This is a genomic window from Arthrobacter bambusae (assembly GCF_030812595.1).
Taxonomy (GTDB): domain Bacteria; phylum Actinomycetota; class Actinomycetes; order Actinomycetales; family Micrococcaceae; genus Arthrobacter; species Arthrobacter bambusae_B.
In genome coordinates, this window is record NZ_JAUSSZ010000005.1 from 149,684 (window position 1) to 165,700 (window position 16,017).

General features: G+C 65.0%; 11 protein-coding genes. 5 read left to right on the plus strand and 6 right to left on the minus strand.

Annotated elements, in window-relative coordinates:
* The first annotated feature begins 49 nt into the window (after window positions 1-49).
* The 3 genes from J2S96_RS09035 (at window position 50) to J2S96_RS09045 (ending at window position 5,212) form a co-directional block, all read left to right on the plus strand.
* Window positions 50-1,126: an AAA family ATPase gene (locus tag J2S96_RS09035; protein ID WP_306862023.1), complete on the plus strand. Its 1,077-nt coding sequence runs from the start codon at window positions 50-52 to the stop codon at window positions 1,124-1,126.
* A gap of 22 nt (window positions 1,127-1,148) precedes the next feature.
* Complete coding sequence (locus J2S96_RS09040) at window positions 1,149-2,570, plus strand: DUF58 domain-containing protein (protein ID WP_306862026.1); 1,422 nt, start codon at window positions 1,149-1,151, stop codon at window positions 2,568-2,570.
* Window positions 2,571-2,737: 167 nt separating this feature from the next.
* The gene (locus tag J2S96_RS09045; protein ID WP_306862029.1) at window positions 2,738-5,212 is read left to right on the plus strand and encodes a transglutaminase TgpA family protein; all 2,475 of its coding nucleotides are present in this window, start codon (window positions 2,738-2,740) and stop codon (window positions 5,210-5,212) included.
* Between the two features lie 85 nt (window positions 5,213-5,297).
* On the opposite strand, the gene J2S96_RS09050 is transcribed toward J2S96_RS09045, so the two are convergent.
* Together J2S96_RS09050 and rsmI are read right to left on the minus strand one after the other, a co-directional pair.
* Window positions 5,298-6,779 (minus strand): NAD-dependent succinate-semialdehyde dehydrogenase, encoded by a 1,482-nt coding sequence (locus J2S96_RS09050; protein WP_306862032.1) that lies wholly within the window; start codon window positions 6,777-6,779, stop codon window positions 5,298-5,300.
* A gap of 210 nt (window positions 6,780-6,989) precedes the next feature.
* Window positions 6,990-7,913, minus strand: a complete 924-nt coding sequence (rsmI, locus tag J2S96_RS09055; RefSeq protein WP_370873055.1) for a 16S rRNA (cytidine(1402)-2'-O)-methyltransferase — start codon at window positions 7,911-7,913, stop codon at window positions 6,990-6,992.
* Between the two features lie 72 nt (window positions 7,914-7,985).
* On the opposite strand from rsmI, the gene J2S96_RS09060 reads away from it, so the two are divergent.
* A complete protein-coding gene (locus J2S96_RS09060; protein ID WP_306862035.1) occupies window positions 7,986-9,647 on the plus strand; it encodes a dolichyl-phosphate-mannose--protein mannosyltransferase in 1,662 nt (553 codons plus the stop codon).
* Between the two features lie 90 nt (window positions 9,648-9,737).
* On the opposite strand, the gene J2S96_RS09065 is transcribed toward J2S96_RS09060, so the two are convergent.
* Window positions 9,738-10,889, minus strand: coding sequence for a TIGR01906 family membrane protein (locus tag J2S96_RS09065; RefSeq protein ID WP_306862037.1), 1,152 nt, complete (start codon window positions 10,887-10,889; stop codon window positions 9,738-9,740).
* A gap of 145 nt (window positions 10,890-11,034) precedes the next feature.
* Window positions 11,035-12,027: a stage II sporulation protein M gene (locus J2S96_RS09070; RefSeq protein WP_306862039.1), complete on the minus strand. Its 993-nt coding sequence runs from the start codon at window positions 12,025-12,027 to the stop codon at window positions 11,035-11,037.
* 139 nt (window positions 12,028-12,166) lie between these two features.
* On the opposite strand from J2S96_RS09070, the gene J2S96_RS09075 reads away from it, so the two are divergent.
* Window positions 12,167-12,967 (plus strand): RDD family protein, encoded by an 801-nt coding sequence (locus J2S96_RS09075; protein ID WP_306862042.1) that lies wholly within the window; start codon window positions 12,167-12,169, stop codon window positions 12,965-12,967.
* 40 nt (window positions 12,968-13,007) lie between these two features.
* On the opposite strand, the gene J2S96_RS09080 is transcribed toward J2S96_RS09075, so the two are convergent.
* Window positions 13,008-14,369 carry a L,D-transpeptidase gene (locus J2S96_RS09080; protein ID WP_306862045.1) on the minus strand — a complete coding sequence of 454 codons (1,362 nt, stop codon included), beginning with the start codon at window positions 14,367-14,369 and terminating at the stop codon, window positions 13,008-13,010.
* Between the two features lie 127 nt (window positions 14,370-14,496).
* The gene (gene ahcY, locus J2S96_RS09085) at window positions 14,497-15,990 is read right to left on the minus strand and encodes an adenosylhomocysteinase (RefSeq protein WP_306862048.1); all 1,494 of its coding nucleotides are present in this window, start codon (window positions 15,988-15,990) and stop codon (window positions 14,497-14,499) included.
* Window positions 15,991-16,017 lie beyond the last annotated feature (27 nt).

Sequence of the window (16,017 nt, forward strand, 5' to 3'; positions counted from 1 at the left end):
CAGGCACCGCGGCCCGGCCGGGATGCTGTCATGGTCGAGGGGAATGTCCATGGACTCAAAGCGACACGGCACCGTTGACGAACCGTTTCTGCGGGACGAGGCTGTGGTTGCCTTGCCGCCTGAGCGCGAGTCCCTCAACGGGCACAAGCCGACCGTCATGGATCCCGGGCAATTCCACACTGCCAGCGAGAAGATCCTGGCGGCCATCAACAAAGTCATCGACGGCAAGGCCGAAGCCGCCAAACTCGCCCTCACCGTCCTCCTCGCCCAAGGCCACCTGCTGGTGGAGGACGTGCCCGGTGTCGGCAAGACGTTGCTTGCCAAAACCCTCGCCCGCACCATCGATTGCAGGGTCAGCCGGATCCAGTTCACCCCGGACCTGCTTCCTTCGGACGTCACAGGCGTCTCCATCTACAACCAATCCTCGCGCCAGTTCGAGTTCCGGATGGGTGCTGTGTTCGCCAACATCGTGATCGGAGACGAAATCAATCGCGCCTCCGCCAAAACGCAATCCGCGCTCCTCGAATGCATGGAGGAGCACCAAGTGACGGTAGATGGCCATTCCTACCAGCTGGGTGAACCATTCATGGTTGTGGCGACGCAGAACCCCATCGAAATGGAAGGCACGTATCCGCTGCCGGAGGCCCAGCGGGACCGTTTCATGGCCCGCATCTCGATGGGCTACCCGGACAAGCTCTCCGAGATCGAGATGCTCGAGACGCACCAGGCAGCCTCCCCCCTCGCCAAGGTGACACCGGTGGTCAATTCCGCGGACGTCGCCGCGATGATCGCAACCGTGCAGCAGGTCTATGTTTCCCAATCCGTCAAGGAATATACGGTGGCCTTGGGCCGGGCCACCCGGGACAGCGCGCGCCTGCGCCTTGGAGCCAGCCCGCGCTCCCTGCTGCAACTGCTGCGGGCCGCCAAAGCGACCGCCGCCCTCGACGGCCGGGACTTCGTCCTCCCCGACGACGTCATATCCGTAGCCGAGTCCGTCCTGGCGCACCGCATCATCCTTGACCGCAAGGCAGCGAGTTCCGGTGATACTCCGCAGAGCATTATCCGGGCCATCCTGGCCTCCCTCCCGGTAAGCCAAGACACTGCCGCGGAACGCCGCAGCAGCTAGGCGAGCGAAGGAGCGGGCAGCCATGGCACTCATCGATCTACTTCCGAAGCACCTCTTCACTCCCCGTGGCTGGGGCTTGCTGGCCAGCGGCGCGCTTTCCTTGTTCCTTGCCCAGATCATGGGCAGGCGCGATCTCCTGGCCCTCGGGATCCTGCTGCTGGTGCTGCCGCTGGTATCGCTTGCGGGCGTCCGCATCCTCAAACCCCGCTTCCAGGTGTTCCGCGAATTCCATCCCTCTTCCGTGGAGACCTCCTCCACGGCCACGGTGCGCTTGGCCGTGGCACGGACCGGCGCGGCAGCCGGACCGGTAATCATGGAGGAGCAGTTGCCGCCACGCTTCGGTGAACCTCCGGCCTTTCGTTTTCCTGCGCGTGGCGCTTCGGGTGGCACCAGCCGCTACGAATATCATTTGCGCTCCGGCAAGCGCGGCCAATTCAGGATCGGTCCGGTCACAGCCGAGTTCTGCGATCCTTTCGGCTTGTCGCTGCACCGGCACGAGATCGACGACGGCGACATCCTCACGGTGACGCCCGCCGCCGTCGAACTCCCCGCCACCGGCCTCGCCGGCGCACGCGGAAACGACGGCGTGACGGCCACCCGGATCCGCGCCAATCCCAGCGACGACGACGTGATGACCCGCGAATACCGGCATGGCGACCCCATGCGACGCGTCCATTGGGCAGCGACGGCACGACACGGCGAACTCATGGTGCGGCAGGAGGAATCCGTCACCACGCCCGAGGCGACCATCATCCTGGACCAGCGCTACTCGGCGTTCGTGTCGGGCTCAGCGTCGGTCTTCGGCCTTGCCCACGAGGACTCTTTTGAACTGGTGAGCAGCGAGAACTTCGAGTGGGCAGTAACTGCAGCGATGTCGATCAGCGCCCACCTTGCCGATCGCAACTATTCACTGCGTTTCCTCGACGCTGCCGGACACCCCGCATTTCGCTCGTCACGCTCCGCACCGTATCCCGAAGCCGAGGAATTCACTGGTTTGGGCGGCCTGCAATCCATTGCCGAAAGCCTCGCCGCCATCCAGCTCAGCGGGCCGCGGCATGTCCATGCCGAGCGCGGCCGCAAAGAGGCCGGCGCCGTCGTCGAGGGTGCTGAGGCGCCCTTCGACGACCACCTGATGGACAAGCTGGCCGCACACCGCCTGCGCGGGCCCGTCCTCGCGTTGCTCGGCAACATGCCGCTCTCCGAGGCCCGCGCGCTGGCGCCGGCCGCCGGTTACGGGGCCAACGCTTTCGCCCTCATGGTCACCGACCACCCGCGCCATGTCCAGCCCGTCATCGAAGCCTTGAAGCTGGGCGGCTGGCGCGCCGTCGCCGTGAGTGCGCGAACGGACTTACCCGCCGCCTGGGCCGGTTTCGACCAAGGAGAGATCCTCGCGGCTGCTGCCGCGGCGATGGACGTCCGCCGGGGCGCCGCGGTGCCGCGATGACCACTACTTCCAGGAACGGCCCTCCTGAACGGTCCACGAGTCCGGAGGCGGCAAGGAACGGCGACGCTTTGTCGCCCGGTTCGGGGAGGTTGGGTCCGGACAGGACAGCTCGGGAAGGGGCGGCCCGCGGCCCTCGAAAGCCAGGGCCCGGTGCCTATCCCTGGGCAATGTCCGCGGCCATCGCTGTCGCCGTACTCGGGGCGTCGCTCTCGCTCAACGGGGTGTTCAGGGGCTGGGTCTGGCTGGTTCCCGCTGTCACAACGGTCTTTGTCGTCGGACTGACCCTGGCTGTCCTCCGTGCCTTGAGGGTCCACCCGGCGCTCACCACAGTGGGCGGCTTGCTCGCGTTGGTATGCATCCTCGACTTCACGTTCTTCCGGCCGGAAAGCATCGCGGGCTTTATTCCGTCCGGCCCGAGCCTTGACGCGCTGGGACGATTCCTCGAACGGGCCGGTGAGACGGTGGTATCGGAGACCGCCCCTGTCTCACCGAACGCCGGAATAGTGTTTGTCGCCTGCGCGGGCCTGGGCTTGGTGGCCGTCCTCATCGATGCCCTGGCGGTCCCGCTCGGCATGCCTGCTACGAGCGGCTTGGGCCTGCTGGTGGTCCTCATCTTCCCCGCGACCATCAAGCCCCAAGGCAGTGGGCTGCTTGGATTCCTCGCCGCCGCCGTCGGCTTCATGCTGATCCTGGGCTGCAGCCAGTGGTTCGCCCCGGACTCGCGGCTGCAGAGCGACAACGCCCCCGGCACGGGGCAGCTCAAACGGTCGGTGGTGATCGGCGGCGTTGCCCTGGTGCTGGGACTCCTGTTGCCATTGGCGATCCCGGGCTTCGAACGCGGGACGTTTCCGGTGGGTTCGCGGCTGAATCCCTGGGGCGTATCCAACGGCTTGAACCCCATGATCACGCTCGGCAACAGCCTGCGGAATCCCACCAGCGACGGCAGCATCACCTACGCCACGAGTTCCACGGCCCCGGTGTACTTGCGCTCCGTCACCATTGACAAGTTCGACGGCGATACCTGGGCACCGGACGACCGCGAAGCCACCCGCCGCATTGGACCAGGCCGGATGGCGCCGGACTACCCTCTCCCCTCTGAGCTGGTCCGCCAGTTGACCGTGGTCGATACAGGGCAGTTCAGCAGTCCGTATCTGCCGGTCCCCTATGCCCCGACCGCAGTCAACGGCCTGAGCGGACGCTGGTCGTGGGACCCCGCGACGCTCAGCATCCGTGGGGAGGACACCACCGCGAAGAACCAGCAGTACACGGTGTATTCGGCGCTGCCGGCCCTGACGTCCGCAACGCTCAGCCAGGACAACGCCAGGCCCACGTCCATCTCGCAGGATTTCATCCAGTTGCCAAGCAATGTTCCAGACATCGTGAAGAACACCGCCAAGACAGTGACCTCCGGGGCCAACGGCAACTATGCCAAGGCAATGGCAATCCAGGACTATCTGCGCTCGTCCCAGTTCAGCTACTCCCTGCAGGCTCCGGTGCAGGGTGGCTATGACGGCAACGGCATGTCCGTGCTCGCGGATTTCCTCCAGCAGAAGAGCGGTTATTGCGTGCACTTCGCCTCTGCGATGGCCGTCATGGCGCGGCTGGAGGGAATCCCGAGCCGAATCGCCGTGGGCTACGCACCGGGCCACTCCACGGGCGCCACCGTCGCCGTGGCGGGACAGGAACCCCTGCCGGAGTTCCAGGTGGATGCCCGTGACGCCCATGCCTGGCCCGAACTCTATTTCGAGGGAGTCGGTTGGGTCGCCTTCGAACCGACCCCATCCCGCGGTGTGGTCCCGCCCTATGCTGCCGAGCCTGCGGCAGCGGGTGGCCCGAGCACCAACCTGCATGACGAGAACCTGGTCCCGGGTTCCTCGACGCCCCCGCCAAGCACGGCCGCTGTGCCTCCGCTTGCGGGCCCGGGGGTTGGATCGGGCACGGCCGCTGGCTCGGCAACGGTTCTGTACGTCGCAGCCGCGGTACTCCTTTTGGCCGTGTTGGCGGCCTCCCCACGGTTGGTCCGCTCCGGCATCCGGGCACGGCGACTGAGGCCGGCCCGGCGCAAGCAGGCAGGCCCAGGGGGTGCGTCCGGCCCGTCCATGCCACGGGATGGTCCGGTCCTGGCATGGGCTGAGCTTCAGGACCTCGCCACGGATTACGGCCTACCACCCGTGCCCAGCGAAACGCCGCGGCACTTCGCGGCACGATTGCGCACCTCGGCGGCACTCGGAGCGCCGGTAGCGGCCGCGCCGGTAGCGGCAGCGTCGCCGTCGGGGACCGACGACGACGCCGGGGCGCGCGCGGTCGCATCTCTCACCGCGGACTTCGAACAAGAGCGTTATGGCCCCCCGCCGGGCGTCCGTGCGAATCCTTCAACGGCAAATAGTTCAAGGGCAAATACTTCAACGGCGGAAGCGAACACGGCCGCCGTCCGCATCGCGGCAGTCCGTGCCGCGTTCCGGCGCAACGCCTCCTGGTTCGCGGTCTTCCGTGCCGATTGGTTCCCGCCGTCCTTGATGTCCAGGTGGACCCAGCTGCTTTGGACGCCTTTCCGCTGGCTGGGCCGCATTTGCGCGGCGGCAGCACGCAGGGCGGCCGCGACCGTGCAGGGACTGTTCACAGCCATCCGCTGGCGGCGCTGACCCATTGGCATCGCAGTAGATCCCGCAGTAGATCTCGCAGTAGATGCCGTTATACGAAAACGACATCTACCGCGAGTCGCCCGGCTTAGTCGGCGTAAGGATCCGCGATGCCGACGTACTGTGTGGTGAGGTATTCCTCGATGCCTTCGAAACCGCCTTCACGGCCCAGGCCCGACTGCTTCACGCCACCGAAAGGTGCCGCGGCGTTGGAGATGACGCCGGCGTTGAGGCCGAGCATGCCGGTCTCGATCTTTTCGCTGACGCGCAGTCCGCGGTTCAGGTCCTTGGTGTAGACATAGGCAACCAGGCCGTATTCGGTGTTGTTGGCAAGGCTGACGGCCTCGTCTTCGCTCTTGAAGGTGATGATCGGGGCCACCGGTCCGAAGATTTCTTCCTTCAGGATGCGGGCGTCCGCGGACACGTTCTTGAGCACGGTGGGCTGGTAGAAGTAGCCCGGGCCGTCCACCGGGGCACCGCCCGTGACGGCCACCGCGCCGTTGGCAACGGCGTCGGACACGAGGGCGTGCACGCCGTTGCGGGCCTTGCCATCGATCAGCGGGCCTACCGTGGACTCCGGCTCGGTACCGCGCGCGGTGTTAAGTGCCGAGATCTTGGCGGCGAACTTGTCCGCGAAGGCATCGGCGATGGAGTCATGCACAATGAAACGGTTGGCCGCGGTGCAGGCCTCGCCCATGTTGCGCATCTTGGCAGCGACGGCGCCTTCGACGGCCTTGTCCAGGTCGGCGTCCTCGAAGACCACGAACGGTGCGTTGCCACCGAGTTCCATGGAGCTGCGCAGGACCTTGTCCGCCGCTTCGCGCATGAGTGACTGCCCGACGGCGGTGGAGCCCGTGAAGGAAATCTTGCGCAGGCGGTGGTCCTTGATGAGCGGCCCGGTCACAACGCCCGCCGTGGAGGTCTGGATGACGTTGAGCACGCCTGCGGGCAGGCCCGCTTCCTGCATGACCTGGGCGAAGAGCAGGCTGGTCAGCGGGGTGAGGTTCGCAGGCTTGAGCACCATGGTGCAGCCAGCCGCAATCGCGGGAGCAATCTTGCGGGTTGCCATGGCCAGCGGGAAGTTCCACGGGGTGATCAGGAGGCAGGGACCAACAGGCTTCTTCTGGACCAGGATGCGGTTCTTGCCGTCCGGCGCTGCGGAGTAGCGGCCGCTGACGCGGACGGCTTCCTCGGAGAACCAGCGCAAGAACTCGGCCCCGTAAGCTACTTCGCCGCGGGCTTCGGCCAAGGGCTTGCCCATTTCGAGGGTCATGAGGAGCGCGAAGTCTTCGGCTCGTGCCGTGACCAGCTCGAACGCGCGGCGCAGGATTTCGCCACGCTCGCGGGGAGCGGTACGGGCCCAGGACGCCTGGGCGGCAGCGGCAGCGTCCAGTGCGGCGGCGCCGTCTTCCGGTCCCGCGTCGGAGATGCTCACGAGCACCTTGCCCGTGGCGGGGTCCTCGACGTCGAAGGTCTTCCCCGATGCCGCAGGCAGCCACTGGCCGTTGATGAGCAGCCCCGTGGGAACGGAGGCGAGAAGTTCGCTTTCGCGATCGGCGGTAACAGTCACAGTGACTCCTTCGTCAGTCGGTGCAAGGTGTAGGGATGCACCAACACTTGGTTTTTGTGGAATTACTGTCACGGTACTGCCCGCCGCGAAGCAGTGTCTACGCCTTCGCGCACTACCAAAGCAGCAGGAGTTTGTGCAGTTGCACAGCCCCCGCGAGGGTTGGAAGCTACCGCGCCGCGAGCACAGCCCTACCGCGCCGCGAGCACAGCCCTACCGCGCCGCGAGCACTGCAGAGTACAGCTCGCGCTTGCTGATGCGGGCCTCCTCCGCCACTGCAGCGACGGCTTCCTTGAGCCTGACGCCCTTCTCGATGAGTTCATTGACCGCGGCGACATGGTCCTCTGGCTTGCCCGGCGCCTGTTCGGGGGCGCCAGCCACGACGACGGCAATCTCACCGCGGACCTCGTTGTTTTCAGCCCACTCGAGCAATTCCCGGACGGTTCCCCGGATGACTTCTTCGTAGGTCTTCGTCAATTCGCGGCACACAGCGATGCGGCGGTCAGCGCCGAACCGTTCGTGCAAGGCCCGGAGCATTGGCTCAAGCCGATGCGGCGCCTCGAAGAACACCATGGTCCGGCGCTCATTGGCGAGGTCCGCAAGCCGGGAGCTGCGTTCTCCTGCTTTGCGGGGGAGGAATCCTTCGAAGCAGAACCGGTCCGTGGGCAGCCCGGATAGCGCCAAGGCTGTCAGCACGGCCGAGGGGCCGGGGAAGGCCGTGACGAAGAGCCCTGCCGCCACGGCTCCCTCTACGAGCCGGAAGCCGGGGTCGGACACTGCGGGCATGCCGGCGTCGCTCACCATGATGATCGTCTTGCCCGCCCGGACGTGGTCCAGCAGTTCCTCGGTCTTGGCGGCTTCGTTGTGCTCGTGGTAGCTGATGACCCGGCCGGACACGGTGATGCCGAGTGACTGGACCAGCCGATGCAGGCGCCGCGTGTCTTCGGCGGCCACGATGTCGGCCGTCTGCAGCAACTCGATGAGCCGGCTTGAGGCATCGCCGACGTTGCCGATGGGAGTGGCGGCCAACACGATCCGGCCTGCGCCGCCGGGCAGGTCGGGAAGCGCGTGCGCCTCAAGGGACTCCGCCGAGTCAGGAGCGGGGGTTTCATCCGGGGAACTCAGCTGTTCAGTCACCCAACAAGCCTAATGCCCCGGCCCGCTCCGGCTTTCAGGGAGCTACCGGAGGCAAAAGGTAGCATGGGCTGAGTGACCGATACCTCCGTGCGCCCCGCCCCGCAATCCTGGTTGACGCGGCACTGGTTGACCCGGCCAGAGGAAGCTTTCACAGCCGCTGCCCTGCGGACGCGGCTCATTGGAAGCATCCAAAGCTGGCGGGATTACCCGCCGTCCTTGAGGCTCTGGTTCTGGCTGATACCCACCATTACCTCCGTCATCGGTGGGATCCTGCGTTTTGTCCGGCTCGATGACCCGCACAGCCTCGTCTTCGACGAGACCTACTACGTCAAGGATGCCTACTCGCTCCTGGTCAGCGGGTACGAGCGCGCCTGGCCGGACAAGGCCAACGATGCCTTCAATGCAGGCAACCCCAACGTCCTCCTCAACTCCCCCGAGTATGTGGTGCATCCCCCGGTCGGGAAATGGATGATCGCCTTCGGGATGTGGCTCTTTGGTTCGGACAATTCCTTCGGATGGAGGTTTTCCGCGGCCCTGACGGGCACCCTCTCCATTTTCCTGATCGCCTTGATCGCCTTGAAGCTGTTCCGTTCCCACATCCTGGGCGCGGCCGCGGGGCTGCTGCTCGCCGTCGATGGCCACCACTTGGTCATGTCGCGGACTTCACTGCTGGACATCTTCTTGATGTTTTGGCTGCTTGCGGCCTTTGGTGCGCTGCTGATGGATCGCGACGACGGACGCCGCCGCCTGGCGGCACGGCTCGCCGCGCTTGCGGGCGCCTCCAAGGACGGCCGGCCGACGGCGTTGAACCTCGCGTCGGGCCCGTGGCTCGGATTCCGCTGGTGGCGGCTGGCAGCCGGTGTCTGCCTCGGCTTGGCGGTCGGCACGAAGTGGTCCGCGCTGTTCTTCGTGGCTGGTTTCGGCCTCATGAGCGTGTTCTGGGACATGAGCGCGCGGCGCATTGCCGGCATCCGGAGCTGGCCGAGCGCCGCGATCGTCAAGGACGGCATTCCGGCGTTCTTCACGATGATCCCCGTGGCCGGTGCCGTTTATTTGTCGACGTGGACGGGCTGGTTCCTCTCCAAGGACGCCTATTACCGGCACTGGGCGGATACGAATCCCTCCGCCACGTGGGGCTGGATCCCTGCGTCGCTGCGCTCCCTGGCCTATTACCATCTGCAGGCCTACAACTTCCACCAAGGCCTCAGTTCACCCCACCCGTATTCAGCGAGTCCGTGGACTTGGCTGGTCATGGGCAGGCCCACGTCGTTCTACTATGAGTCCCCCAAGCAGGGAACCCCTGGCTGCGATCTGCCCAACTGCACGTCGGCGATCCTGTCCGTCGGCAACCCGGTGGTCTGGTGGGGTGCCACGATTGCACTCTTCGTAGTGTTGTTCTGGTGGGCCGGACGGCGCGATTGGCGGGCGGGGGCAATCCTGGCCGGCGTCGGCGCCGGGTATTTGCCGTGGTTCATGTATCCGGAGCGCACCATGTTCTACTTCTATGCGCTCTCCTTCGAGCCTTTCCTGGTATTGGCTCTCGTTTATGGATTGGGGCTTGTGCTCGGTAAGAGCGACGCTCCTCCGTGGCGACGCCGCTCCGGCCTGTACTTGGTTGGCCTTGTGGTGGTCACTGCCGTGCTGTTGTCGGCGTTCTTCTATCCGGTGTGGACGGCGGAAGTGATCAGCTACCAGGACTGGCGCATGCGCATGTGGATGCCTTCCTGGATCTAGTAGGGCCTGCCGGAAAGGCAGGACACGCAAAAAGCGGTCCGCCCGGGACTTTGGTTCCCGGGCGGACCGCTCTTTACGTTGTTGCCGAGGTTACTCCTCCGCCATGCCGGCCCCCGTGGGGGCCTCCGATTCAGCAGCCACGTTGGCTTCCGCCGCGGCTTCCTTCTTGGGAGGGAGTCCGCGACGACGGCGCGTAGGCCACGTGAAGATGAGGCTCAGCAAGGCCGTGACGAAGACCAACGCACCGATCGCGATTCCGGAGTCCATCCAGTACTGTCCCGGGAACAAGCGGATCAACGTGTCATCCAGCGCAAAAGTCCAGGTTCCGTTGGCGAAGAAGATGTGGTGGAATTCAGTGAAGAACTGCTGCCAGCCGAGCGCAGCAAGCGTACCCAGTCCAATAATGAGCACCAGGGTGACGATCGAACCTGCAAACAGTCCGCGGCGGATCCCGCCCGTGCTTCGCTTGCGCAGATAGATCATGGCGAGGATGCCAATGATGATCATGAGGGCGCCCGCACCGAATGCGGAAAGCATCACAGTCTTGACGTCGGCCATGTGGGAAACTTCGCCTTCTTTGAACAGCTTCTCGCCGTTCCGATTGACGAGGTCCCCCAAGTAACGTGGACCGGACCAGTTGCTTAGATAGTCCAGGGCATAGGAACCATAGGTCATCCGGTCATCGGCGTTGAAGCCATAACCATCGCCGGGGAATCCCGGCCGATAGTATTCCACCCACAGGAACAGCGGACTCGCAACGGCGCGGATTGCCAGCACCAAGAGAACCACCGGGTAGAACACGGCCAGCAGGACTTGGAAAATGCGCGGCGCCAGCGGCTTGGCGTTGGCGGCCTGCTCCCGCTCGTGGTTACGACGTTCCACCTCCGCTTCCGGCGGGCGGACCTGAAGGGCCGACGTCGGCAGAGGCTCTGCGAAGAGCGCCCGTTCGGGCCCCGCCTGGGCAGCCTCGGCGGCTTTGCGGTCTGCCCGGCTTTCAGGCTGCTGTGCCGCCGCGGCCCGTGCTGCCGCGGGCCCGGCTCCCGGCTTGCCCTCTTCGGGCACACGCGTCGTCGAAGAGTCCCGGGCTCCATCGGCAGCCCCGGCCGGGCGCGCGTCAGCGGCCGGGCGCGAGTCAGCGGGCGCGGACTTGGGCGCAGGCTTCATCCATTCGAAGGCCGGCTCATCGCCGTCGTCGTGGACGTCCGCGTCCGGGTCTTTCGGAATCGGGCTCTTCTCGGTCACTTGGATTCACTTCCGTAGGATTCACATGCCGGAGCAGGAACGGTCCGCTGGCAATCTTCTCTGCCTTTGAGCCTACCGTCAGCCCGCGTGGGGAGACGATGAGCCACCCCGGCGAAGGTCGGATTGCGGCCGGACCGGCGTGTCGTCAGGCGGCTACCTCCCGGTAGCCGGCGTCGTTTGCGTCCAGGTCGCCTGTGGCGCCGGCACGGAATGCCCGTCCGCCCAGCACCAAGGCATAAACCCAGTATGCCGTGAGAACGAGCGAACCGATCAGGATCTTTGCCCACACAGGAAGCGGGCTGGGCGTCACAAAGGCCTCTACGAGTCCGGAAACGAACAGGACAAGCACCAAGCCCAGCGCCACTGTGATGAGGGAACGCCCTTCTTCCGCGACTGCCTGCATCCTGCGCCGCGGCCCCGGGGAAACCATCGCCCAGAAAATGCGGAGGCCGGCCGCGGAGGCGATGAACACCGCCGTCAGCTCCATGAGGCCGTGCGGGAGGATGTAGCTGAAAAACACATCCATCTTGCCGGTGGCTGCGAACACGCCAGCGGCGATCCCCACGCCCTGCGCATTCGAGAACAGCATGTACGGCACCCAGAATCCGGTGATGCCCAGGGCCACGGACTGCGCCCCGATCCAGGCATTGTTGGTCCAGACGGCGCCGGCGAAGGACGCCGCAGGGTTCTCGGAGTAGTAGCCGACGAAGTCATGGTCGACGTATTGCTTCACTGCGTCACTGCTTCCGAGGGCCCTCAAAGCGTCCGGCGACGTACCGATCCAGAGTGTGTAGGCCGCGGCCACGAGGCAGAAGAAAGCCCCGCAGCATACCGTGAGCCAGCGCAGGCGGTAGAACGCGGCAGGCAGGGACACCACGAAAAAGCGGGCGAGGTCTTCCATGAAATTCGATCGAGCCCCGGTGAAGCGGGTGCGGGCCTGGGCGAGGGCCGCCGACAACGATGCGGAGAGTGCACTCTCCGGGGCCACAGACCGGATGAGGGACAGGTGCGATGACACCACTTGGTATAAACGCAGAAGCTCGTCGGCTTCAGCGCCGTCGAGGCGTCGTTTGTGCGCAAGCTCGTGCAGGCGGGACCATTTGGTCCCGTTCACCACGGAGAAGGCATCCATGTCCACGGCTCAACCCTAATCCCATCCCTCCCCAAATAGTCCCAATCCAAGCAAAGCCCTCCCCCGCATCCGTAGCCGCGGCTAAACTCGATCCAGCGGGAGCCGTCCGGTCCTGCAGACATCGCGGCAATGCTTGGGGGCGGGCTTGAGTTCTATCATTACCGGCGAGGCCGTCGTCCTTGAACTGAGGCCGGCATCCTTCGGCGCGAGGGCCCTTGGGCTCATGCTCGATGTCCTGGTCCATATTGTGTTGCTGTTGGGCCTGTTGTTCCTGATCGGTATGGCGGTGCGTGATGTGGACGTGGCCGCGGCCCGCGCGATGGCCTTGACCAGCGTCGTGTTGTGCCTCGTGGTGGTCCCCGTGGCGGTGGAAACGCTGAGTCGTGGCCGCTCGCTGGGCAAGCTGGCTACCGGGCTCAGGATCGTGCGCGACGACGGCGGTTCCATCCGCTTCCGGCACGCGGTGATCCGCGGGTTGATCGGTTTCCTGGAGATCTATGCGACGTTCGGCGGATTGGCCATTGCCGTGGCGCTGTTCAACGACAAGTCGAAGAGGCTTGGCGACGTCGTAGCAGGAACTTATTCGCTCCGGCAGCGCGTTCCCGCTGAACCCAAGATCCTCCCCTACGCTCCCGGGCACCTGCAGGCTTGGGTAGGACTCGCGGATATCGGCAGGGTTCCGGATGGCACCGCGAGGCGGGCCTCACAGTTCATCCAGCAGGCCTGGCGCATGGCACCGGAGTCGCGCGCCCACCTGGCGGCGGCCCTCGCAAGCGAACTAGCGGCTTACGTCGCCCCACCGCCGCCCGCCGGAACGACGCCGGAAAACTATCTGCACGCCGTGTTGGGCGAGCGGCGAAACCGGGACCTGGCGCGGCTTCGCCGGGCGGAACAACGCAGCGCCATCGTCGGGGATCGACTCAACAGGCTCCCGTTTACGCGCTAGCAAGGCCCGCAGTTCGCGTACTGCTCAGTTGGCGTATTGCTCAGTTGGCGTATTGGGCCCAGGGGATGTTCCAGTCGCCAAAACCGTCGTCGAAATTGGCGTAGTCACCCTGCGTATTGACCACCTGGACAACATCTCCGGTTGTCATGTTGTCGTATACCCATTTCGCGCCGTCCGGTCCCAATCCGATGCAACCGTGGGACAGGTTCGTGACGCCGACGTACGGCAGGGCCGCGTCGGTGGCCTGATGGATGAACTCGCCGCTGGGGGTCAGGCGTGTGGCGTAGTTGACGTCAAGCTGACCGTAGTAGGCCGGATCCCCCGGCTTGAGGCCGATGGTGGAGGCATCCATGTGCTCTACCCGGTACTTTTCCATGAGCACCAAGTAGCCGCGCGCGGACGGGAACCTCGTGTCGCCCATGGTGTCTTGCCACTGTCCGACTTGCTGGTCGTTGACACTGACCGTGAACGTGTGGGCGACAGCGTCGGCAACCGCTACTTTCTTGTCGCCGATCTTGAAGGTGTTTGTCTTGTTGAAGTTTCCGATTTGGCCGTTGCCGAAATCCACCCCGAACAGCTTGAGGTCCACGGTGACGGTGCTGTTGGCTGCCCAGAAGTTCTCCGGGCGGTAGCGCACCATGGTGTCGCTGAACCAGTGGAAGGCCCCGACCTGGCCCGAGGTGGATGTGACCTTGATGGCCTTCTCAACGGCGGCCTTGTTGACCACGGGTTCGCTGAACGTGAGCTGGAGGGGCTGCGCAACCCCCACCTTCGACCCGTCCAGGGGGTACATGGCCGCGTCTGCCTCGTTCTGGGTGGAAACCGTCGTGAACGATCCGGTCTTCGACGTTGCGCGGCCGACTGTATCCGCAACCGTGTAATTGAAAGTGTAGGAGGAGTTGAATTCGAGAGGCGTGGACGCGGTCCAGCTCAACCCATCCGGGGTCAACGCGCCGTCAACGGTCTTTCCCCGGGCGCTCGTCAAAGAGACCCTGTCCAGGGTCCCGTCCTTGACGCTGATCGTGACGGGCGCGGCCGGGTTCACTTGCTTCGCGCCACTGGCCGGCGAGGCAACCACCGTGGCAGGCTTCACCACAGGGAGCACGGCGGACGCTTCGCTGCGTTCACCTGATGATCCCTCGGACTCGATTGCCGCGCTGGCCGCATGCGGGGCCACTGCGGCGAACGTGCCACTGAGCGCGGCAATGAGGCAAACGACCACAATCCAGGCGACCTTCCGGAACCTGCGTCGATTCGTCGCCGCAGGGCCCAGGTGAGCGGCATCCGGGTAAGCAGTGTCCAAGTAATCGGCACTGCCGCTGCCCGGTTCAGTGTCGAAGAGCCGCGCAGCATCCACATGCTCGAAAGTGTCCGCTTGCTCGCCGTCGGGATTAAGACCCATTCCTGTTTTCTCCAAAACTCACGCCCCCAAAGGGCTCACGCCCCACAGCCGAATCCTAAACGGCGCGGCTTGATATTGGCTGGGAGCGCGCCTGCGCGGCGTGCTCCCAGCCGATGTTCTCAGTTTCTCAGTACCGGTAGTGTTCCGGCTTGTACGGCCCGGCAACGTCCAGGTCCAGGTATTCCGCCTGTTCCTTGCTGAGCTCGGTCAGTTCCACGCCCAAAGCATCCAGGTGCAGGCGGGCGACCTTCTCATCGAGGATCTTGGGCAGCACGTAGACCTGGTTCTCGTATTCGCGCGTGGCGCCTGGGCCAGAGCCAGTCTGGTCCTTCTTGGTCCACAGCTCGATCTGGGCGATCGTCTGGTTGGCGAAGGAGTTGCTCATGACGAAGGAGGGGTGGCCTGTGGCATTGCCCAGGTTCAGGAGGCGGCCTTCGGAGAGTACGATAATCGATCGCTCTTCGCGGCCGTCGGCTGCGGCGAACACCCACTCGTGTACCTGCGGCTTGATTTCGACCTTCCGGACACCGGGGATCTTTGCCAGTCCGGCCATGTCGATCTCGTTATCGAAGTGGCCGATGTTGCCCACGATCGCCTTGTTCTTCATGCGGAGCATGTCGGAGGCCATGATGACGTCCTTGTTGCCGGTAGTCGTGATGAAGATGTCGCCCTGTTCCACCACTGAATCCAGCTTGGCTACTTGGTATCCGTCCATGGCTGCCTGGAGTGCGCAGATGGGGTCGATCTCGGTCACGATCACGCGCGAACCCTGGCCGCGGAGCGCCTCAGCGGCCCCCTTGCCGACGTCGCCATAGCCGCAGACGACGGCGACCTTGCCGCCCATGAGGACATCCGTGGCGCGGTTGATGCCGTCCGGCAGGGAGTGGCGGATGCCGTACTTGTTGTCGAACTTGCTCTTGGTCACCGAGTCGTTGACGTTGATGGCCGGGAACAGGAGCTTGCCGTGTTCTGCAAGCTGGTAGAGGCGGTGTACCCCCGTAGTGGTTTCCTCGCTCACGCCGCGGATGCCGGCTGCGATGCGCGTCCATTTCTTCGAATCGGCCTCAAGGCTCTTGCGCAGCACGTCGAGGACGATTGCATACTCTTCGGGGTCGCTTTCCGTGGCGCTCGGCACCGCGCCTGCAGCTTCGAACTCGACGCCCTTGTGGACCAGCAGCGTGGCGTCGCCGCCGTCGTCGAGGATCATGTTGGGGCCCAACTCCGGGTTGGCGTCCGCGCCCGGCCAGGTGAGGATCTGCTCGGCGGTCCACCAGTATTCCTCGAGCGTCTCACCCTTCCAGGCGAACACGGGAACACCTTGGGGATCATCGACGGTTCCCTTGCCGACCACGACGGCGGCAGCGGCCTCGTCCTGCGTGGAGAAGATGTTGCAAGAGGCCCACCGGACCTCGGCGCCGAGGGCCGTCAGGGTCTCGATGAGAACCGCGGTCTGCACAGTCATGTGCAGGGATCCCGCAATACGCGCGCCCTTGAGCGGCTGGCTCGGACCGAATTCCGTCCGCAACGACATCAGGCCCGGCATTTCGTGCTCGGCCAGTCGAATCTGGTGGCGCCCGGCTTCAGCCAGGGAGATGTCTGCAACCTTGTAGTCGAAAGTCATGGAAGTCCTTTGGAAGTGTACCTAATG